Here is an 18,653-nt window from a genome sequence, read left to right on the forward strand (position 1 = left end):
CGGATTCACCGGGTTATAACAGCGGCGCGACTGCAGAGACGGCCGCGCCCTGCGCTATCCTGAATTGGATCTCCGGATCAGGCGCCTGAATTCGGATAGCAGGATTTCACTGGTGTTCGGGCCGGCCAGAACGCCGCGCCGCCTTCCGCTGCCGTCGAAGAGCAACAAGGTGACATGCCCGACGCTGTGTGCGGTGGCCAGCGCCTGCCCTTCAGGCTGGCGAATGTTGGCCACGAGATACTGGATTTCGCCAGCGTCCAACTGTGACAGCGCATCCCGGGCCTCGCGCTGCAGAGCGCGGCATTGGGAACATTGCGGGTCGTGGATCTGCACCACGGTCGGCATGCCGTTTCCGATGCGCGACAGGTCCTGCTCGACGATGCCGGCGTGGACAGAGGTCGCGAGGTACCAACCGCCACCACCGACGATGCCAACGCCGACAACGCCGTAGCCGATGCTCTGTAGAAAATCCCGCCGGCTGCGAACCCTTTTCTTTGGAGCTGATGATTCCACGGGTTGGGCGCCCGGGATAGCCCCTTGCTTCTTTTTCGAGGTCGTCTTGCGCTTTTGTCGCTTCATCGCGGAGTCCCTGTTTGGCCTGCGCCGGTCCATGACTGGCCATTTCCCATACGCCCAATTCATGGCGAAGAGATTGGGCGCGCAAACTATACCCGCATTGAGGCCCTCGATGCAGATCACCGATTCGTGACCCCCGCCAATGATCAGGAGCGCCGCACAAAAGGTGATTGCGTATGAAGCGAGCAGAATAGGCACCAAGCTCGCCATGGTGGCCGGCTTTGTCCTGACAATGAGTCACGGAGGCCGCAGCCTGCCCAGGCTAACCCGCCATGTCGCCGTAGAGCGCGCCGGTCGGGGTCTTCAGGAAGGCCTCGAAGGAAATCTCCTCCTGCCTGATGAAGCCCTGGGAAGGCAGCTTGCCTTCGTTCACCATTTCGATGACGGCACAGGCCGAGGCCGAGGTGGTCCAGGCGATGGCGGTCCAGCGCTCGCCGGAAACCTCGATGGGATAATAGGCGCGCACGAACTCCTTGCGGTTCAGGCGGCCCTCCGACCAACCCTCGGCGGCGACATGCACGTAGACCACGTCGTCATCCACCGGCGGCTTGGCGTTGGTCAGGATCTCGCCCGCCAGTTCGCGCCGCTCGCGCATCAAAAGCTCATGGAAAAAGAAGTTCATCATGTCGACATGACCGGGATAGCGCATGGACTTGTAGTCCAGGTTCTCGATCTTGCCGTCAAAGGTTTCGCACATGGTGCCGAGGCCACCCGAGGTGGTGAAGGCCTCCAGCTTCACGCCGCCGACGTAGAGGGTCTCGATCCACTCCATGGGCGAGACCCATTTGTGCTGCCCTTCCTCGATCACCTCGCAGTCGTTCAGGTATTCGTTCACCACCCCTTCCGGGGACCAGTTGAAGGCATAACCCAGATGACCGGTCGGATGCTGCGGCAGGGCGCCGACGCGCATCCGCACCGAGCGCACTTTCTCGAACTCACCGGCCAGATGGGCCGCGACGATGCCGACGAAACCCGGCGCCAGGCCGCATTGCGGCGCCATCACGCCCTTCGAGGTCTTGGCCAGCTCGCGGATCGCCTGGGTGGTGGGCACATCCTCGGTCAGGTCGAAGTAATGCAAGCCCTCCTGGTGCGCCGCCGCCGCGATATCCTTGTTGAGGATGTAAGGCAGGCAGGAGATCACCGCATCGTAAGGCCGCAACAGCGCCGGCAGGCCCGAGGTATCGCCCAGATCGGCGCTGCGGACCTCGAAGGGCGGCGTCCGGCGCAGCTCGCGCGTATCGATCCCGGTCACCTGGAAACCGGCGTTGGTCAGCATGCGCGCGGTCAGCGACCCGACCTTGCCGAGCCCCAGCACGGCGATCTTCTGGATGGACATGAAGCGATTCCTCTAAGCGGACGTTATCTTCAAAGGAATGACCCGGGCAGGGCGGCGATTTCGGCACCATCCTGCCCCTTCCCCGAAGCCAAGATCAGAGTAGCTTTTATCCGGAACCGTCGTGAAAGGGAATGCCGCTGGCGGTGCGGCGGCAAAACACAGTCCTAACCGGCCCTGACCCTGGCGCTCAGCACCTCGGACAGGGGGCCACCCGGCTTGTTGTTCTTGGCTTCGTACATCGCTGCGTCCGCAACTCTCAGCAAATTGTGGGCGTCCTCGCCATCGCGCGGATAGAGGGCCACACCGATGCTGACACCAAGCCCGATCATGGTTCCTCCGACATCGAAAGGAAGTGAAAATGTCTGCTCAATACGCCCGCAGACCTTCATCAGCACCTCAGGGGTCACGCCAGTGTCGAGCAACACCGCATACTCATCGCCGCCCAGGCGCGCCAGGGTATCCGATTCACGAATCTGATCGCGCATCCTTTGCCCCGCCGCGCGAAGGGTACTATCCCCAACATCATGACCGAACGCGTCATTGACCTGCTTGAACCCATCAAGATCCATAAAAATGATCGCGATCATGTCACCGCTCCGCCTGGAACGCGCCAGAGCCTGCTTCAGGCGGTCATCAAAAAGCCTGCGCGTCGGAAGCCCCGTCACGGAGTCAATATAGGCGATCATCCGAAGCGAACTGTTCGCGGCCTCGAGAGATCCTCGCACCTCCTCCAAGGCCTCGATCTTTTCATCGAGCTCCTGCCGCATGGCAACCTCGGCGGTGACATCGCTCTGGATTCCGACAAATCCCAGGAGTCCTTCGTCTTCGCCATGAATAGGATTGATCGTCAGCGCATTCCAGAACGTCGACCCGTCTTTGCGGTAGTTCAAAAGACGGCAAGTGATCTGCTGCCCATCGTCGATTGCTTTGCGCATCGTAGCCAAAGTGACTTTGTCGGTTTCCGGGCCCTGCAGGAAGCGGCAATTCCGTCCGATCGTCTCGGCCGCTGTGTAGCCGGTCAACTGCTCGAAAGCCGGGTTCATATAAATGATGGGATCGTCCGGCAACGTCGTATCGGTGATCACCACGCCGGTTGACGCAGCTTCGACCGCGGCCAAGAGTCCCTGATGGCTGGTCAATTTGGATTTCCCGAACATTCAAGAAATCTAATCATTAAGTGTAAATGATTAGTTATAATGCGTAGACAGACATGGAAATCCCTGTTGCAGTCCAGTTCTTCCAAGATACTGGGAAATGCTGTTCAGTGCATTGTTTTACAATGAAAAACACGTGTCCATGAGAATCCGGTTGAACGGTGTATCCGGACAGTCTACTTGCTCTCCGGGTAGAACTGCATGAAGCCCTTGTCGTTGGCGGGAGAGACCGGCCATTGGCGCCCGCGGGTGGCGGAGATCGAGCGGTTGGGGCCGGCGGCGAAGGTTTTGCCCGGCTCCCCGACCAGGGCGCCGTCCTTCACCCAGGCCTCGTCGGAACCATAGATCTCACCGGCCAGGGCCTGGGTCAAATCGGCCTGCAGACCGGCGAGTGACGGGTCCCCGGCGCGGTCATGCAGCTCCTGCGGATCGTCACCGAGGTCGAAGAGCTGGAAACGGTTGCCGCAGGGATACCAGATCAGCTTATGGCTTCCGCGGCGCAGCATGCGCGAGGCATGGGGCCCCTCGCCGAATTCGCCGTAGAGGGTCTCGCGCTTTTTATCGCCCAGCATCGACAGGCCCTCGACCGGTTCGGGGAGCGCGATACCGCAAAGATCCAGCAGGGTCGGCATCACGTCGCGCAGGCAGACCAGCCGGTCGTCCTGACGCTGAAAGCCGACCCGCTTGTCGTCGGCGACGCCCATCAGGATCATCGGGATATGGCAGGAGCCCTCGTAGAAAACCTGCTTCGCCCACATGCCGTGGTTGCCGAGCATGTCGCCGTGATCGGTAGTGAAGAGCACGATGGTGTCGTCCAGCACCCCCTCGTCGCGCAGGGTGCCGATGAGGGAGCCGATCTGATGGTCGATATGGGTGCAGAGCGCATAGAAGGCGCGCCGCGCCGCCAGGGCCTGCTGCAGGTTCAGCGCATCGCCGCGCGCCTGCGTCGCCTGGGCATTGTAGGGCAGCGCCGCGCGGTCCTGCGCCCAGGCCCCCATGACCGGCGCGTCGATCTCGATATCCCGGTAGAGGTCGACGTAACTCTGTAGGGGCACCAGGGGCGGGTGCGGATGGCGGTAGCCGCAGTACCACAGGCTGGGCCGCGTCGGGTCGCGCCGCTTGATGGCGCGGGCGGTCATGCGCGTTGCCCAGTTGGTCGGGTGGGTTTCCTCCGGCAGGTGCCAGGGGCGCCAGGTGTAGGTGTTGTTGCTCATGCCGTGATCGTACTGCCGGCCGAGATAACCCGCCTCGCCCAGATAGATCTCATAGTCGTCGGTGGTGCCGTAGAGGGTCCGCCCCTCGTCGTCCAGCAGCACATCGTCGAAACCGATGCGGTCGCGTTGCGGATAGACATGGATCTTGCCGACGGCCTGGGCCTGATAGCCGGCGTCGCGAAAGGTCTGGGCCAGGGTCGGCAGGTCCGCCGGCATCTCCAGCTGCGGCTGGAAGCTGCGGTCGCCATGCCGGCGCGCCGAGGTCCCGGTCATCAGGGAGCGGCGCGCCGGCAGGCAGACCGGATGCTCCGAATAAGCAGAGGTGAAGCGAACGCCGTTGCGGGCCAGTTGGTCCAGCACCGGGGTCTGGATCGCCGGATGCCCGGCCGCCCCCAGCAGCCCGGCGGACCAATGATCGGTGACGATGAGCAGAACGTTGGGCTGGGTCATTTAGCTGTCCTTGATGTCGCCGGCCGCGGCCGCAACGTTGCCGCCGCCATCCAGCGGCCAGTTCTCCGGCATGCGCGCCGAGCTGCGCAGCACCAGCTGACCAGGCAGGAATTCGCGCTGCGGCGCCAGATCGGGGTCTTCGATCAGTTCGGCCAGAATCTCGACCGCACGCTGGCTCAGTTCTTCCGCCGAGGCGGTAACCGACGTCAGGTCGTAGGTGCGCCAGGCCGCCTCTGCCGCGTTGTTGAAACCGACGACGGACACATCTTCGCCCGGCGTCAAGCCGAGATCGAAGCGCAGCGCGTCCAACGCCCCCATCGCCATGATGTCCGAGGCGCAGAAGATCGCATCCGGCGGGTTGGCGCCCAGCATGAGATCGAGCGCCGCGCGATGGCCGCCGTCGTAGGTGAAGCCGCCCTGGGCGACCGCCGGGGCCTGCGCCAGCGCGTCGCGAAAGCCGGCCTCGCGGTCCCGGCTGGTCGAGCTGTCATCCAAGCCGGCAATGAACCCGAAACGCCGATGTCCCCCGGCTTGCAGGAATTCACCGACCATGCGCCCGGCGCCGCGGTTATCGGTGGCAACGGCGCTGATACTGGAGTCGTCGACAATACGGTTCATGGTTACCACCGGCACACCGGCGTCGCGGCACAGACCCGGCGCCCTGCTGGACAAACGCGCCGAAGACATGATGACGCCGTCGACCTGGTAGGCGAGGACGTCGGTTATCATGGCATCGATGTTTTCGCTGGAGGGAATCGAGAACAACAACGCATGAAAGCCGGAGGCGCGAAGCGCGCCGCTGAGCTGATGCAGGATCGAGACGTAGAAGGAGTAGTAAAGATCGGCGACCACCACGCCCACCAGCCGTGAGCGGCGCGTGATCAGACCGCGTGCCAGGGCATTGGGGCGAAAGCCCAGCTGTACGGCAGCCGCGGTGATTTTCTTCCTGGCCTCTGGGGAAACATAGCCGTTGTTCGAAAAGGCGCGGGACACGGCCGATTGAGAGACACCGGCAAGCCGCGCCACGTCATAGGAGGTCGGCTGCTTACGCCCGGTCTTTGCGCTCGGGGCTCTGGCTGTTTCTTTTCCGTCTTCTTTTTTGCGGCTCATCCTTGATGCCTCTTGCGCAGTGCCGTGTAGACCGGTGCCGCGATGAAAAACAGCGTGATCAGGAATATGACCACCGCGATCGGCTGGCCGAAAAAGGCCAGGAAGCTCCCTTCGTTCAGCATAAGCCCCTGACGCAGGGATTGCTCCAGGGTCTTGCCGAGCGCCATGCCGATTACAATCGGCGCAACGGGCACGCCGGCGAGCCGCATGATCACGCCGAAGATACCGGCGACAACCGCAACCACCACATCGATGGGATTGCCGCGCACCGCAAAGGCGCCGACGACCGACATCAGCACCACCGACCCCATCAGCAGCGGCTCCGGCACGCCCATGATCCGGCGAAAGCCCTGCGCACCCAGGGCGCCGAAGCCGACCATCAGGACGTTAGCGATCAGGATCACGATGAAGGCGCCGATCATGATCTCCGGGTTGTTCTGGAACAGCTGAACGCCCGGCACCAGCCCCTGGATCAACAGCGCGCCGAGCAGAACCACCGTGCCGCCGTCGCCCGGAATGCCCAGCGCCAGGGTCGGCACCAGGGCACCGCCGGTCACCGCGTTGTTTGAGGCTTCGGCGGCGATAACGCCGTCCGGCTCACCCTTGCCGAAGTTTTCGCGTCGTGGCGAGGTTCGCCGTGCCTCGGCATAACTGACAAAGGTCGCCGCCGTGGCGCCGGTACCCGGCAGAACGCCGATGGCCGTGCCGATGGCGCTGCTCTGCAGCAGTATGCGCCAACGCAGGCGAATGTCGCCCCAGGGCGGCAGGCGAAAGCCGACCCCGGCGATATCGGGCGGCTTTCCTTCCCGGTAGTAGGCGGCGCGAATAAAAGCTTCGGAAAGGGCGAAAAGGCCGATCAGCACGGAGATCAACGAAAGACCGCCTGCCAGCGCGTCGACACCGAAGCCGAAACGCGACAGACCGGTCATGGTATCCGGCCCGACCGAGGCCAGAAACAACCCGATCGCACCGGCCAGCAGGCCCTTGACCGTGCTGCCGCTGGAAACCCAGGCGATACAGGTCAGGGCAAACAGGATGAGGGCAAAGGTCTCGACCGGCCCGAAGTAGACCGACAGCCGCGCCAGCTGGGGTGCGGCGACGATCAGGACCAGCAGCGAAAAGACGCCGCCGAAGGCGGAGGCAAAGGTCGCCCAGCCGAGCGCAAGGTCGGCCTTGCCGGCCTTCGCCATGGGATAGCCGTCCAGAACCGTCGCCGCCGACTGCGGCGTGCCCGGCGTATTGATCAGGATGGCGGTAATCGACCCGCCGTAGACCGAGCTGCAGTAAATGCAAAGCAGCAGGGCGATCGCCGCCGGCGTTCCCATCGAATAGGTGAAGGGCAAGGCCACCACCAGGGCCACCACCGTTCCCATGCCCGGCAGTGCGCCGACCAGGGTGCCGTAGGCGGTGCCGATCAGGATCGCGATCAGAACATCCCAGGAAGCGATCTGGCCCAGCGCCAGCGAGAGGCTGTCGATCAGGCTCATATCAGGGAGAACCAGGGCGTATGAGGCAGCGGCAGCCCCAACAGGTCATTGAACAGATACCAGACCGCAAAGGGACCGAGAACGCTCATCAGGCCCAGCGTCGTAAAGCGCCGATAGCCGAAGAAGTAGCAGTAGAGGAACAGGCCGGGCGCCGTGGCCAGGACAAAGCCGATGTGTGGCAGGGCAAAGGCCACGGCAAGAGAGACCGCCGCCACGGCCAGAAGCTTTGTGATCCCCGCAGCGCTGAGCCTTTGCGCTTCAGTATCCGGGGCCTTGGCCATGAAGAGCAGCAGAACCGACAGCGCAAAGACGAGGCCGAGGAAGATACGCGGCGTGAATACGGTGGATACATCGCCGCCGAAGCTCGGCACGTCGTAGTCTGCCGAGAAGGTCGAAGCGAAAAGACCGGCCGCAACCAAGGCAATGACGGCAAACAAGCTGCGTTCAAAGTTGGTCGGCATGGCAAACTCCCGCCACAATGAAGGACCCGGAGCTCCTCCGGACTGACTACTTCACAAGTCCGGCTTCTTTCAGAAGGCTGCCGTTCTGTTCGTACTGCCGGGCGAAGAACGCGGCGAACTCATCGCGCGGCATATAACGCACCTGGCGCTTGGCCTTTTCCATGTTCCCGCGAAAGCTGGCAGAGTTCACCGCTTTCTCGCAGGCGTCGGAGAGCGTCGATACCACGGCGTCGGGCGTTCCCTTCGGCGCAAAGAAGCCGAACCACACGAAGGATTCTACCGGCTGCCCCAGTTCCGCCAGAGTCGGCACATCAGGGAACTCGGCCGAACGTTTGGAATCAAGGATCGCCAGAGGCCGCAGACCGAAACGCGCCTTGGCATCGCCGAACCAGACCGCCATATCGACGCGGCCGCCCAGCATCGACTTGGCGACCTCGTTGATACCCTCGTGGGGAATGTAGGTGAATTTCACGCCATAGGCATTGGCCACCGCCGCCTGTGCGATATGCGGCAGCGAGCCCGGCGGCGGACCGCCGGTCACCAGCTTGCCGGACTTCGCCTTGGCGATCAGATCGTCCACCGTTTTGACCGGCGAATCCTCCAGCACCGTCACGTACTGCGGACCTTGCGCCACCAAACAGATCGGCGCCCAACTGTCCCCGTTGTAACTGGTCCTACGCAGGTGCGGTTGGGTTGTGGTGGTGCCCACCGGCATGAAGCCGAGCTTGTAACCGTCCGCTCTGGCCTGGGACAGCTGGGTCGCCCCGATGGTGCCGCCGGCGCCCGTCACATTGCTGACGACGATATCGGTTCCCAGGATTTTTTCCATCTCCGCGGCAAAGAAGCGGCCGGGAACATCCGTTCCGCCGCCCGCGCTGAAAGGAATCATCATCCCGATCGAGCGTTCCGGATACTCGGCCTGCGCGGCCCCGCCACCCAGCAAAACGGCCGCCGCCGCAATCCCCATTGCCCTTTTGAGCTTCATGATTTCCTCCCGGTTTTATTAGGCTTGATTGATATGCATTCGAATGCATATTCTCGAACTTGTCAATCCGAGTGCGAAATCGCAGGCTGCTGCAGTAGGCCCGATGCGCCCAATATTGCAGCCCGGCTTTATCGTCCATCCTTGCCGCAAGGAATCCCCATGTCGAAATTCCTCACCACCCACGTCGGCAGCCTGCCCCGGCCGGATGCCGTCTGCGATGTCCTGCAAGCGCGTGAAGAGGCCGGCAGCCCGCCGGATAATTTTGAGGCGGTGGTTGCCGGCGAAGTGAACGCCATCGTTGCGCGCCAGGTGGAGATCGGCATCGACTTCGTGTCCGACGGCGAGTTCTCCAAGATCGGCTACGCGAACTATGTGAAAGACCGCCTCACTGGATTTTCCGGCGACAGCCCGCGCATCCCCGGCGCCGACCTGGACGACTTTCCCGGCTTCCTGAAGATGCTGGCCCGCTGGCGCGAAGGCGCCCTACCGCGCCCGACGCCCTGCTGCACCGGCCCCATCGCGGTGAAGGACCAGGACCAACTGGCGGCGGACACGACCCGCCTCAGGGCCGCTGTCGATGCGGCGGGTGCCCGCGGCGGCTTCATCAACGCCGCCTCGCCCGGGGTCATTGCCCTGTTTCAGGCCAACGAGTACTACCCGGACCGGACCGCCTACCTGGAGGCTCTGGCCGAAGCCATGAAGGCGGAGTACCGCGCCATCGTCGAGGCCGGTTTCTTCCTGCAGATCGACTCTCCCGATCTCGGCATGGGACGTCACACGACCTTCAAACACGATGACGAAGCGACCTTCCTGAAGAGCGCCCGGGAACAGGTCGAGGTGCTGAACACCGCTCTCGACGGCCTGCCCGCCGAACGTCTGCGCATCCACATCTGCTGGGGCAACTACGAAGGCCCGCACACCCGCGACATCGGCCTGGAGAAGATTCTGCCCGTGCTGCTGAAGGCCAGGCCCTCGACCATTCTTTTCGAGGCGGCCAATCCGCGCCACGCCCACGAATGGCGTGTTTTTCAGGACATCGATCTGCCGGATGACAAAATCCTGGTGCCCGGTGTGATCGATTCAACCTCGAACTATGTCGAGCACCCGGAGCTGGTGGCGGAACGCCTGGCGAAGTTCGCCGATATCGTCGGACCCGAAAGGGTGATGGCCGGTTCGGACTGCGGCTTCGGGACCTTTGCCGGTGACGGCCTGGTCGACGCCGACGTCTGCTTTGCCAAACTCGCCGCCCTGGTCGAGGGCGCGAAGCTGGCACGCGAGCGGGCGTAAGAGCCGTGGCGCGGTTCCTGCTTCTACACGGTGCCTGGCACGGCGGTTGGTGCTGGTCCGCGGTTGCCGAACGGCTGAGCCGCGCCGGCCACAGCGTGTCGGCGCCGGACCTGCCGGGACTCGGCGCCGATGCCGGCAACCTGACACCGGACATCGGCCTGGAGACTCACCTTGCCTTCGCCCTCACCGAGCTCGACCGTCTGGGCGGCGCCATTCTTTGCGGGCATTCCTATGGCGGCATGCCGGCGCGGGGCCTGGTCGACCGGCGGCCGGATCTGATCGAGGGGTTGATGCTGATCGAAGCGCTCTGGCCCGGCGACGGCGAAGCGGCGTTCGATCTTGTTCCCAAGGCTTTCCAGGATCTGTTTCGCGGGCGCGCCGAGGCCGAAGGCGAGGGCTGGCGCATGCCGCCGCCCGATGTGGCGCAGTTCGCCATCGCCGACGCGGCGCTTGCTGCCGACATCGCCGCGCGCCTGACCGACCATCCGCTGAAAACCTTCGAAGACCCGCTGCGGCTCTCCGGCCCGGCGCGGCTGCCCGGGCCCCGCAGTTTCGTCATCGCCGCGGACCGCGACCCGCAACCCTATGCCGCCACCGCAGCGGCCCTGTCCCAACAGGGCTGGACGATCAAGCACCACCCCGGCGGCCACGAGATGATGATGACGCAGCCGGGTCTTGTTGCCGAAGCCCTGCTGGAAGTCGCCGCAGACAGCATGTCAGACACAGAGAGGAAGACCGATGCGCAAAGAGCTTGATATTCATTTCGACGAGGAGAGCGCTGCCTGGTTCGGCAAATCGGCCCCGATCGACCGGAGCGAAATGGAAAAGCGTGTCTGGCGGTTCCGCGACCTCACACCCTCGCCCCGGGCTTTCCTGGATTGCACCCTGCCCGGCCATGTCCGCACGCTCTACAGCGCGCTGGGCCATGGCTCCGATGAAGAACAGCTTGAAGGAACCGCCGTCGAGCAGGCGGAGAACTATCATATCGACTTCGTGAAAGCCGCACCGCAGAACGGCGCGGCCCTGCACAGCCACGGCTCCGAAGAGACCTTCGTCGCCCTCACCGGCAAGTGGGAGATTTTCTGGGGCGACGACGGAAAGAGCGGCAGCACGGTGCTGGCGCCCTTCGACGGCATTGTGGTTCCCGGCGGCGTCCTGCGCGGCTTCCGCAACATCGCCGACGAGGAGGCAACCCTGATGGCGATCCTCGGCGCCCGCAACGCCGGCCACTGCATCTGGGCCGAAAGCCTGCAACCGGCCTTCGCCAAGCAGGCTGCGGAGTAGCGCCGACGCACGCCCTTACCGCTCTCTCCAAGTAACCCGGAAAAGTCATCTTTGTTACACCTTTAGCCCAAAACCGGCCGCGGTATTACCTTGACGCATTCAGGCCCAACCGCCAGATAGGGGGAAATGCAGAAAGGACTTCCATCATGTTCCGATCTCGATTTGTCAAAGCCACCTGTGTCGCCGCCGGAATCGCCGTTCTCTCAGCCGCGCCGGCATGGGCGGATGATCCTAGCGCCGAGTCTTCCGAAGCGAAGCCTGCCGGCGGTTTGGTCGAGCAGGTCCAAGAGGATGCCGAGAAGTTGGGAGACAAGGCCGCCGAGGTTGGCGAGAGCACCGGAGAGGCCGCAGAGGAGACCGCCGACAGCGTTGCTGAAGGTGCCGAAGACGCCTTCAGCTGGACAAAGCGACAAGCCAAAGACGCCTATGAATGGTCAAAAAAGCAGGTCGAAAAAGTCACCCAGTAAGGGAGACCGCGCAGACGGCTCTATCGATTTCAAGGGGAAGAAATGGTGCCCAGGGGCGGATTCGAACCACCGACACCATGATTTTCAGTCATGTGCTCTACCAACTGAGCTACCTGGGCACTGAAACGTTGGTATGGGGGCACGAACACTGCGGCCGGACGGCCCGGGGCGCCCCCTGACGCTGCAGAACAGCGACGCAGGCTTATAGGCCCTGAACCCGGCTCTGTCCAGCCCCCTCACCCAAGAATCCGGTCCTCAATCCCGCCAGGAATTCGGCGGCTTTTTGGGGGTCTGTTCAGGGGGCCAGCGTCAGACGCAGGGTCAACAGCTGTTCGTCGCGCAAAACCGTGATTTCCACGACCTCGCCGGGCCGTTTCATCTGGATGGCGCTGGTCGCCTCGGCCAGCTTGCGCACCGGCCGGCCGTCCACGGCGGTCACCAGATCGCCGACCTTCAGCCCCGCCGCCGCCCCGGCCCCGCCGGGCTGGACGCCCCAGAGGCGCAGGCCCGTCCAGCGTTCCCGTTCCTCCGGCTCCAGGGCGGCCATGCCCAGGCCCAGCTTGCCGCGCCGCACCTCGCCATAGGCAATCAGGTCTTCCACCACGCGGCGCACCAGGGGGGCGGAAGCGGCGAAATTGACGCCGATGTTGGCATCGCTGTCCTTGGTGAAGATCGCCGAAAGCAACCCGACCAGCCGCCCCTGGGGGTCGACCAGCGCGCCCCCGGACGCGCCCGGGTTCATCGCCGCATCGGTCTGAATGAAATCCTCTATCGGGTTGAAACCGGTTCCCGCCCGGTGCACCGCCGACACCACCCCGCAGGTGACCGACAGATCGAGGCCGAACTGATTGCCCACCGCACAGACCGGGCTGGCCAGCGCCGGCTCCGGCCCGTAGGGCAGCGGCGGTAGATCCGCGGCGATCTTCAGCAGGGCCAGGTCGCTGGCCGGGTCGCGGCCGACAAGCTCGGCCGGCAGTTCGCGCCCGTCGGGCAGCCTTACTTTGATCGAAAGGGCGCGCGCGACGACATGGTTGGCGGTGACCAGATAGCCGCCCGAGGCGATGGCGACGGCGGTTCCTTCCGGCGCTACGCCGGGCGGCAGCTGCGGCTGGCCGCCTTGCGGGTGGCCGGGCCAGAGCGGCAGCACGGATACGATGGAATTCAGAACCACGGGCTCGAAGTTCGCCGCCGCAACCGGGTGAGACGGCAGCGCTGCCAAGGCCCAGCCGAGCACAAGCGACAGCACCAGAAGGCCCGGCCGGGTGCGCGCGGCCATGGCTCAGCGCTCCTCTTCGCCCGGCTCCGGCACGAACTCGCCGTCAGGCGCTTCATCGGTCGGAATGCTGTAGTTGCCCTTCAGCCAGCGCCCAAGGTCGACATCCGCACAGCGCTTGGAGCAGAAGGGCTGGTAACGATGCACCGTGGCGGCGGAACAGATCGGGCAGCGCCGCCGGGCGCCATCCTTACGCGGCAGGGGCACGACGCGGGCATCGCTGTCGCTGCTGTCATCATCCATGCTTGGCCTCTCCAGATCTCCCAGAATCAGCTTAGCACGAGGTCATAGCTTTCGACCAAGGGATCGGCAACGACGCTTACCGGACCGCCGAGGCGCTGCTCAACGGCGGCCAGCGCCGCCGGCAGGCTGGTCCCCGCCGCCCCTTCAACACCCTGGCCGCCTTTCAAAGCCGCCGCCACCGACGGCGAGACCCGCAGGGTCATGCTGGAGACCGGCCTGCCCCTTGCATCGGCGCCAAGCCGGCGCAAGGCCTCGTAGGCCAGGGTCTCCGGTGTTTTTTCCCAGCCCCTGGCGCCGAGCCCGCAGGGACGGCAGAGCACCTCATGCAGCGGCAGCCGCCCACGGCGGCGCGTCATCTCCAACAGCCCTGAGGGCGAGAGACCGAAGACCTGGCAGGGTTCCGGATCGCCGGAGACGGCCTCGCGCAGGGCCGCCGCAACCGCCTTGCGCTCTTCCGGACTCCGCATCGCCAGAAAGTCCACCACGATAAGACCGGACAGCGCCCGCAGGCGCAGTTGCCGCGCGATCTCCGGCACTGCGGCCAGGTTGACCTCCCGCGCCTGGGCGGCGGCGCCACCGCGCCCATCATGACGGCCGGCGTTCACATCGACGGCGGTCAAGGTCCGGACCGGCTCAATCAGCAGGGAGGCGCCGCCCGGGCAGTCGGCGTGCGGCTGCAGCAGTTCCTCAATCTGCTCTTCAAGCTCGAAAGCTTCGAACAGCGGGGTCGCAGCGGCATGCAGCGTGAAGCCGGCGGCATCGCCCGCCCGGGCCTTTAAACGATTGAGCAGTGCGACGTCGTCGGCAATCACTTCGCCCAGGTCGGCACTGCGAAGCAGGTCTACCAGAGGGCCCATGGTATCGGCCAGACGGGCCGGTGCCTTCTGCCCGGCGACCAACTCGGCTGCGCCCGCGCCGACCTTGGCGCTCACCCTTGCGCCCTTGCCGCCGGCCGGCGCCCGCAACACCTTGACCGGCAGGGCCGTACCCTCGGTCGGCACCGGACCGGCCATCTCCCGCTTCGGCAGCAGGCCGGGACGCGCCAGACCAAGATCGACGAAAGCGCCCTCCAGCCCCTTGTCGAAACGCTGAACGCGGGCCAGGAAAAGATCCCCGGCCTGGGGTGGCGCGCCATCGCGCAAAACCAGCAAGTCCTCAAGCACGTCGTCGCGCAGAACAGCCGCACGGATCTCGCCGGGCAGGGCTGAGACGATCAGTTCGGCCGTCATCGCGAAATCAGGTCCTGTAGCCCAGGCCGGTCAGCAGGTTGCGCGTTTCCACCAGCGGCAGGCCGACCACGTTCGGATAGGACCCGATGATCCGGGGAATGAAAGCCGCCGCCCGGCCCTGGATGGCATAGCCGCCGGCCTTGCCGCGCCATTCGCCCCCGGCCAGGTAGTCTTCGATCTCGGCCTCGCAAAGGCGTTTGAACACCACCGCGGTAGTCACCAGGACATCCGCCCGGCGACCGTCCGGCGCCTGCACCACAACCGCGCCCAGCACCCGGTGCCGCCGCCCGGACAGCAGGGTAAGACAGGCCCGCGCCGCGGCTTCGTCTTCCGGTTTCGGCAGGATGCGCCGGCCCACCGCCACCACCGTATCGGCGGCCAGCACAAAGGCCCCGCCATGACGCGCCACCACGGCATCGGCCTTGGCGGCGGCAATCCGTTTGGCATAGGCCGGCGGCAGTTCGCGCTTCCTCGGCGTTTCGTCGATATCGGCCGGGTCGATATCCGCCGGCGTCATACCGATCTGCTGCAACAGCTGCAAACGCCGCGGCGAGGCCGAGGCCAGCACCAAGGGTGCCGGATTCGCAGCCGCTGCGGGATCAGACGAAGCAGGTTCCTTGCTTTGCGGGACGGCCATGATCCGGCCCGTGCTTTACTTGAAGCGGAAAGTGATGCGGCCCTTGCTCAGATCATAGGGCGTCATTTCCACGTTCACGCGGTCGCCCGCCAGAACGCGGATACGGTGCTTGCGCATCTTGCCGGCCGTGTGGGCCAGCACTTCATGGTCGTTGTCCAGCTTCACGCGAAACATCGCGTTGGGCAAAAGCTCAACCACGGTACCCTGGAACTCTAGGAGGTCTTCCTTGGCCATCAGTCCTTCGATCTTGGTAGTTTCTGCCGAAGCGGTCTAGGCCCCGGCCCCGATCATCTCTGTTATCCCCGACCTCTCACCCCGGGAAAGCGCCGCGGATCATACCGAAAAGCTCCGCGAAGAACAAACGCCCCGATCAGGGCCCTAAAACCAGCTGAAATCGGCGGAAAACCGGCGTTTCCCCTAAGATGTTTTCGACTGACGTCGAAGCGGGCCGGTGCCGTCTAAACCGAAAGGAGTCTAGCGATCGGGTTTGAGGTCCAGGGTGAAGCGCTGCTCGATGCGCTTGCGCAGCTGATCGCGCACGGCACGATAAGCCTGCAGCCGGGTTTCGCGACTCCCCTCGATGATGCTGGGATCGAAAGTGTTCCAGAACTCCACGTCGCAGGCCATGGTGCGGGTCAGTTCGACGGCCTGGTGCTGGGCCTCCGGCGAGAGCGAGATGATCAGGTCGTAGGAGGTGTCTTCCAGGTCGTCGAAGGACTTGGCGCGGTGCTTCGACATGTCGATACCCAGTTCGTCCATCACCTCGAGAACAAAGCCGTCGATCTCCTGCGGCCGCACACCGACGGAATCGACGTAGATACGATGGCCCAGCAGGTGTTTCAGCAGCGCCTCACCCATGGGCGATCGCACCGCGTTGTGGCTGCAGGCGAAGAGAACGGCTTCGGGGAGATCGCCCATTCGGGCCTATCCGCGAATCTGCAGGACGCAGATCAGCGTAAAGAGCCGCCGCGCCGTCTGGAAGTCGATCTCGATTTTTCCCTGCAGGCGCTCCTGAAGCAGCTCCGAACCATCGTTGTGCAGACCGCGGCGGCCCATGTCGATCGCCTCGATCCGGGCCGGGCTCGCGGTCTTGATCGCTTCGTAGTAGGTCTCGCAGACCATGAAGTAGTCCTTGACCACCTTGCGAAACGGCGTCAACGGCAGGGTCACGATCCCCAGGCTCTCCTGCGCCTCGGTGCGGATATCCCACAGCAGGCGGTTCTCGGAAATCGAAAGGTGGAGATGGTAAGGACCGGAGAAGTCGCCGACCGGAACAAAGGCGTTCTCCTCCAGCAGATCATAGATGGCAACGGCGCGCTCGTGTTCCACCTCGGGACTGCGCCGTATCACCGCAGAGTCGTCCAGGGTGATATCGGTCAGCCGCTGGGTCGAAACCGCCGCGCGGTCCGTTGCTTCCTCTCCGCTTTCTTCGGTCATAGCCGCCAGCCCCCGCCGCGGTCAGGAGGGCTCTGGGTTGACGGCAAGACGCAGCGCCACAGACTTCGCATGGGCATCCAGACCCTCAGCTTCGGCCAGAAGCACGGCAGCCGGGCCAATCGCGCGAAGCGACTCCGCGTCGCAAGCCACCAGCGAGGAGCGCTTCATGAAGTCGAGTACCGAAAGGCCGGAAGAAAACCGGGCCGAGCGGGCCGTCGGCAAAACGTGATTCGGGCCGGCCAGATAATCGCCAATGGCTTCCGGCGTGTGGCGCCCCAGGAAAATGGCGCCGGCATTGCGGACCTGCTTTGCCAGGCCGTCGGGATCGGCGACAGCCAGTTCCAGGTGCTCCGGCGCGATGCGGTCGATCAGGGCCACGGCCTCGTCCATGGTGCCAAGGGTGATAATGGCCCCGTGGTTGCGCCAACTCTCGCCGGCAATGGCCGAACGCGGCAGGGCCACCAACTGCTCATCGACGGCCAGCGCCACGGCGTCACCAAAATCCGCATCGTCGGTAATCAGGATCGACTGCGCGGCGGTGTCGTGTTCGGCCTGGGACAGCAGATCGGCGGCGATAAGGTCCGGACGGTTGTCGCCGTCAGCGACCACCAGCACTTCCGAAGGACCGGCGATCATGTCGATGCCGACCGTGCCGAAGACCCGGCGCTTGGCAGCGGCCACATAGGCATTGCCGGGGCCGACGATCTTGTCCACCGGCGCGATGGTGGCGGTTCCATAGGCCAGAGCGGCAACCGCCTGGGCACCGCCGACGCGGTAGACCTCGGTCACGCCCGCCAGCCGCGCCGCGGCCAGGACCAGCGGGTTGATCACGCCGTCGGGTGTCGGCACCGTCATCACCAGGCGCTCAACCCCGGCGACCTTGGCCGGCAGGGCGTTCATCAGCACCGATGACGGATAGGCCGCGGTACCGCCGGGCACGTAGAGCCCGGCCGCCCCCACCGCCGTCCAGCGGTGGCCGAGACGAACCCCCACCGCGTCGCGGTAGTCCATGTCCTCCGGCTTCTGGCGGCGGTGATAGTCGGTAATCCGCTCGGCCGCCAGGGCCAGCGCCTCCATTGTCGCGGGATCACAGCGCCCGGCAGCTTCGGCAAGCTCGGCCTCGGGAACCCGCAGCGTTTCGGCCGTCAGTTCCAGCCGGTCGAAGCGGGCGGTATAGCGCAGAAGCGCCGCGTCACCGTCGCGCCGCACCGCCGCCAGAATGTCCGCGACAACGGCATCGACATCCTCGTCGCTCTCGCGCTTGCCGGCCAGCAAAGCGGCAAAAGCGGCTTCAAATCCCGCATCCCGGCTGTTCAGCCTAAGCGGCATCGGCGACCTCGCGGAACCGCTCGACCAAGTCCGACAGTTCCTCCGAGCGGGTCTTGAAGGCGGCACGGTTGACGACAAGGCGCGAGGTCACCTCGGCAATGGTTTCGACCTCTACCAGGTCATTGGCACGCAGGGTCGACCCGGTCGAGACCAGGTCGACGATGCGGCGGCAGAGCCCCAGGCCGGGCGCCAGCTCCATCGCCCCGTTCAGCTTGATGCATTCCGCCTGCACGCCGCGTGCCGCGAAGTGCCGGCGGGTAATCTCCGGATACTTAGTGGCGACGCGGATGTGGCTCCAACGGCTGGGATCGTCGCTCTCCGCCAGGTGTCGCGGCGCGGCAACCGAGAGGCGGCAGTGGCCGATATCGAGGTCGACGGGCGCATAGAGCTCCGGATAGTCGAACTCCATCAGAATGTCGTTGCCGGCCACGCCAAGATGCGCGGCGCCGAAAGCGACGAAGGTCGCCACATCGAAAGAACGCACGCGAATGATATCCAAACCCGGCAGGTTGGTTTTAAAGCGCAGTTGCCGGGCGTTGTCGTCGGAAAAGGCCGCTTCCGGCTCAATCCCGACCCGGGTCATCAGGGGGCTCAATTCCTTGAGGATACGGCCCTTTGGCACCGCCAGGATCAGGGCTTCGTTCGAGGTCACGCTCAGACTCCGCTGCTTGTCTTCCATAGAGATTGCCCGGCC

21 protein-coding genes and 1 tRNA gene are annotated in these 18,653 nt (G+C 64.6%); 4 read left to right on the plus strand and 18 right to left on the minus strand.

Translation table 11 applies throughout. From position 1 onward, the window contains the following. Positions 1–54: 54 nt before the first annotated feature. From HBA54_RS19650 to HBA54_RS19685, 8 genes are all read right to left on the minus strand, one after another. Positions 55–786 (minus strand): hypothetical protein, encoded by a 732-nt coding sequence (locus tag HBA54_RS19650; RefSeq protein WP_167227819.1) that lies wholly within the window; start codon positions 784–786, stop codon positions 55–57. A 52-nt stretch (positions 787–838) separates the two neighbouring features. Next, a complete protein-coding gene (locus HBA54_RS19655) occupies positions 839–1,912 on the minus strand; it encodes a saccharopine dehydrogenase family protein (RefSeq protein WP_167227821.1) in 1,074 nt (357 codons plus the stop codon). A 164-nt stretch (positions 1,913–2,076) separates the two neighbouring features. After that, positions 2,077–3,051, minus strand: coding sequence for a GGDEF domain-containing protein (locus HBA54_RS19660; protein WP_167227823.1), 975 nt, complete (start codon positions 3,049–3,051; stop codon positions 2,077–2,079). 191 nt (positions 3,052–3,242) lie between these two features. Then, on the minus strand, positions 3,243–4,730 hold the full coding sequence (locus tag HBA54_RS19665; protein ID WP_167227825.1) for a sulfatase-like hydrolase/transferase: 1,488 nt from the start codon (positions 4,728–4,730) through the stop codon (positions 3,243–3,245). Continuing rightward, on the minus strand, positions 4,731–5,840 hold the full coding sequence (locus HBA54_RS19670; protein WP_167227827.1) for a LacI family DNA-binding transcriptional regulator: 1,110 nt from the start codon (positions 5,838–5,840) through the stop codon (positions 4,731–4,733). It abuts the gene before it with no gap. Beyond that, positions 5,837–7,327 (minus strand): tripartite tricarboxylate transporter permease, encoded by a 1,491-nt coding sequence (locus HBA54_RS19675; protein ID WP_167227829.1) that lies wholly within the window; start codon positions 7,325–7,327, stop codon positions 5,837–5,839. Before HBA54_RS19675 ends, HBA54_RS19670 begins: the two co-directional genes overlap by 4 nt. Beyond that, positions 7,324–7,788, minus strand: coding sequence for a tripartite tricarboxylate transporter TctB family protein (locus tag HBA54_RS19680; RefSeq protein WP_167227831.1), 465 nt, complete (start codon positions 7,786–7,788; stop codon positions 7,324–7,326). The genes HBA54_RS19675 and HBA54_RS19680 overlap by 4 nt, the downstream gene beginning before the upstream one ends. 46 nt (positions 7,789–7,834) lie before the next feature. Further along, positions 7,835–8,773 carry a Bug family tripartite tricarboxylate transporter substrate binding protein gene (locus HBA54_RS19685; RefSeq protein WP_167227833.1) on the minus strand — a complete coding sequence of 313 codons (939 nt, stop codon included), beginning with the start codon at positions 8,771–8,773 and terminating at the stop codon, positions 7,835–7,837. A gap of 159 nt (positions 8,774–8,932) precedes the next feature. Between HBA54_RS19685 and HBA54_RS19690 the strand changes: the two genes are divergently transcribed. The 4 genes from HBA54_RS19690 to HBA54_RS19705 all read left to right on the plus strand — a co-directional run bounded on the left by HBA54_RS19690 (position 8,933) and on the right by HBA54_RS19705 (position 11,811). Next, positions 8,933–10,060, plus strand: a complete 1,128-nt coding sequence (locus HBA54_RS19690) for a cobalamin-independent methionine synthase II family protein (RefSeq protein WP_167227835.1) — start codon at positions 8,933–8,935, stop codon at positions 10,058–10,060. A gap of 5 nt (positions 10,061–10,065) precedes the next feature. Further along, positions 10,066–10,815 (plus strand): alpha/beta fold hydrolase, encoded by a 750-nt coding sequence (locus HBA54_RS19695; protein ID WP_167227837.1) that lies wholly within the window; start codon positions 10,066–10,068, stop codon positions 10,813–10,815. After that, positions 10,799–11,344: a cupin domain-containing protein gene (locus HBA54_RS19700; RefSeq protein ID WP_167227839.1), complete on the plus strand. Its 546-nt coding sequence runs from the start codon at positions 10,799–10,801 to the stop codon at positions 11,342–11,344. Before HBA54_RS19695 ends, HBA54_RS19700 begins: the two co-directional genes overlap by 17 nt. A 146-nt stretch (positions 11,345–11,490) precedes the next feature. Beyond that, a complete protein-coding gene (locus HBA54_RS19705) occupies positions 11,491–11,811 on the plus strand; it encodes a hypothetical protein (RefSeq protein ID WP_167227841.1) in 321 nt (106 codons plus the stop codon). 43 nt (positions 11,812–11,854) lie between these two features. On the opposite strand, the gene HBA54_RS19710 is transcribed toward HBA54_RS19705, so the two are convergent. From HBA54_RS19710 to hisG, 10 genes are all read right to left on the minus strand, one after another. Then, positions 11,855–11,930 (minus strand) — tRNA-Phe (locus HBA54_RS19710). Between the two features lie 176 nt (positions 11,931–12,106). After that, positions 12,107–13,087, minus strand: a complete 981-nt coding sequence (locus HBA54_RS19715; RefSeq protein WP_167227843.1) for a S1C family serine protease — start codon at positions 13,085–13,087, stop codon at positions 12,107–12,109. A 3-nt stretch (positions 13,088–13,090) separates the two neighbouring features. Then, positions 13,091–13,327: a DNA gyrase inhibitor YacG gene (locus HBA54_RS19720; RefSeq protein WP_167227845.1), complete on the minus strand. Its 237-nt coding sequence runs from the start codon at positions 13,325–13,327 to the stop codon at positions 13,091–13,093. A 26-nt stretch (positions 13,328–13,353) separates the two neighbouring features. Next, entirely contained in the window at positions 13,354–14,556 is a 1,203-nt protein-coding gene (locus HBA54_RS19725; protein WP_167227847.1) for a ribonuclease E/G, read from the minus strand. Positions 14,557–14,563: 7 nt separating this feature from the next. Continuing rightward, complete coding sequence (locus tag HBA54_RS19730; protein WP_167227849.1) at positions 14,564–15,193, minus strand: Maf family protein; 630 nt, start codon at positions 15,191–15,193, stop codon at positions 14,564–14,566. Between the two features lie 15 nt (positions 15,194–15,208). After that, complete coding sequence (infA, locus tag HBA54_RS19735; RefSeq protein ID WP_167227851.1) at positions 15,209–15,427, minus strand: translation initiation factor IF-1; 219 nt, start codon at positions 15,425–15,427, stop codon at positions 15,209–15,211. Between the two features lie 240 nt (positions 15,428–15,667). Further along, positions 15,668–16,111 (minus strand): arsenate reductase ArsC, encoded by a 444-nt coding sequence (locus HBA54_RS19740; RefSeq protein WP_167227853.1) that lies wholly within the window; start codon positions 16,109–16,111, stop codon positions 15,668–15,670. 6 nt (positions 16,112–16,117) lie between these two features. Next, positions 16,118–16,630, minus strand: a complete 513-nt coding sequence (locus HBA54_RS19745; protein WP_167227855.1) for a UPF0262 family protein — start codon at positions 16,628–16,630, stop codon at positions 16,118–16,120. A gap of 21 nt (positions 16,631–16,651) precedes the next feature. After that, entirely contained in the window at positions 16,652–17,959 is a 1,308-nt protein-coding gene (gene hisD, locus HBA54_RS19750) for a histidinol dehydrogenase (protein ID WP_167227857.1), read from the minus strand. Beyond that, positions 17,949–18,638 (minus strand): ATP phosphoribosyltransferase, encoded by a 690-nt coding sequence (hisG, locus tag HBA54_RS19755; RefSeq protein WP_167227859.1) that lies wholly within the window; start codon positions 18,636–18,638, stop codon positions 17,949–17,951. The genes hisD and hisG overlap by 11 nt, the downstream gene beginning before the upstream one ends. Positions 18,639–18,653: the final 15 nt, after the last annotated feature.

The sequence above is a fragment of the Pelagibius litoralis genome, from assembly GCF_011683915.1.
GTDB classification, from domain to species: Bacteria; Pseudomonadota; Alphaproteobacteria; order Kiloniellales; family Kiloniellaceae; genus Pelagibius; species Pelagibius litoralis.

Bases quoted from the DNA above. Each gene is read 5' to 3' on its own strand.
- HBA54_RS19650 (WP_167227819.1), bottom strand. From the start codon at position 786: ATGGCGAGCTTGGTGCCTATTCTGCTCGCTTCATACGCAATCACCTTT.
- HBA54_RS19685 (WP_167227833.1), bottom strand. From the start codon at position 8,773: ATGAAGCTCAAAAGGGCAATGGGGATTGCGGCGGCGGCCGTTTTGCTG.
- HBA54_RS19740 (WP_167227853.1), bottom strand. From the start codon at position 16,111: ATGGGCGATCTCCCCGAAGCCGTTCTCTTCGCCTGCAGCCACAACGCG.
- infA (WP_167227851.1), bottom strand. From the start codon at position 15,427: ATGGCCAAGGAAGACCTCCTAGAGTTCCAGGGTACCGTGGTTGAGCTT.
- HBA54_RS19655 (WP_167227821.1), bottom strand. From the start codon at position 1,912: ATGTCCATCCAGAAGATCGCCGTGCTGGGGCTCGGCAAGGTCGGGTCG.
- hisD (WP_167227857.1), bottom strand. From the start codon at position 17,959: ATGCCGCTTAGGCTGAACAGCCGGGATGCGGGATTTGAAGCCGCTTTT.
- HBA54_RS19725 (WP_167227847.1), bottom strand. From the start codon at position 14,556: ATGACGGCCGAACTGATCGTCTCAGCCCTGCCCGGCGAGATCCGTGCG.
- HBA54_RS19700 (WP_167227839.1), top strand. From the start codon at position 10,799: ATGCGCAAAGAGCTTGATATTCATTTCGACGAGGAGAGCGCTGCCTGG.
- HBA54_RS19680 (WP_167227831.1), bottom strand. From the start codon at position 7,788: ATGCCGACCAACTTTGAACGCAGCTTGTTTGCCGTCATTGCCTTGGTT.
- HBA54_RS19715 (WP_167227843.1), bottom strand. From the start codon at position 13,087: ATGGCCGCGCGCACCCGGCCGGGCCTTCTGGTGCTGTCGCTTGTGCTC.
- HBA54_RS19730 (WP_167227849.1), bottom strand. From the start codon at position 15,193: ATGGCCGTCCCGCAAAGCAAGGAACCTGCTTCGTCTGATCCCGCAGCG.
- HBA54_RS19720 (WP_167227845.1), bottom strand. From the start codon at position 13,327: ATGGATGATGACAGCAGCGACAGCGATGCCCGCGTCGTGCCCCTGCCG.
- HBA54_RS19670 (WP_167227827.1), bottom strand. From the start codon at position 5,840: ATGAGCCGCAAAAAAGAAGACGGAAAAGAAACAGCCAGAGCCCCGAGC.
- HBA54_RS19745 (WP_167227855.1), bottom strand. From the start codon at position 16,630: ATGACCGAAGAAAGCGGAGAGGAAGCAACGGACCGCGCGGCGGTTTCG.
- HBA54_RS19690 (WP_167227835.1), top strand. From the start codon at position 8,933: ATGTCGAAATTCCTCACCACCCACGTCGGCAGCCTGCCCCGGCCGGAT.
- hisG (WP_167227859.1), bottom strand. From the start codon at position 18,638: ATGGAAGACAAGCAGCGGAGTCTGAGCGTGACCTCGAACGAAGCCCTG.
- HBA54_RS19705 (WP_167227841.1), top strand. From the start codon at position 11,491: ATGTTCCGATCTCGATTTGTCAAAGCCACCTGTGTCGCCGCCGGAATC.
- HBA54_RS19675 (WP_167227829.1), bottom strand. From the start codon at position 7,327: ATGAGCCTGATCGACAGCCTCTCGCTGGCGCTGGGCCAGATCGCTTCC.
- HBA54_RS19665 (WP_167227825.1), bottom strand. From the start codon at position 4,730: ATGACCCAGCCCAACGTTCTGCTCATCGTCACCGATCATTGGTCCGCC.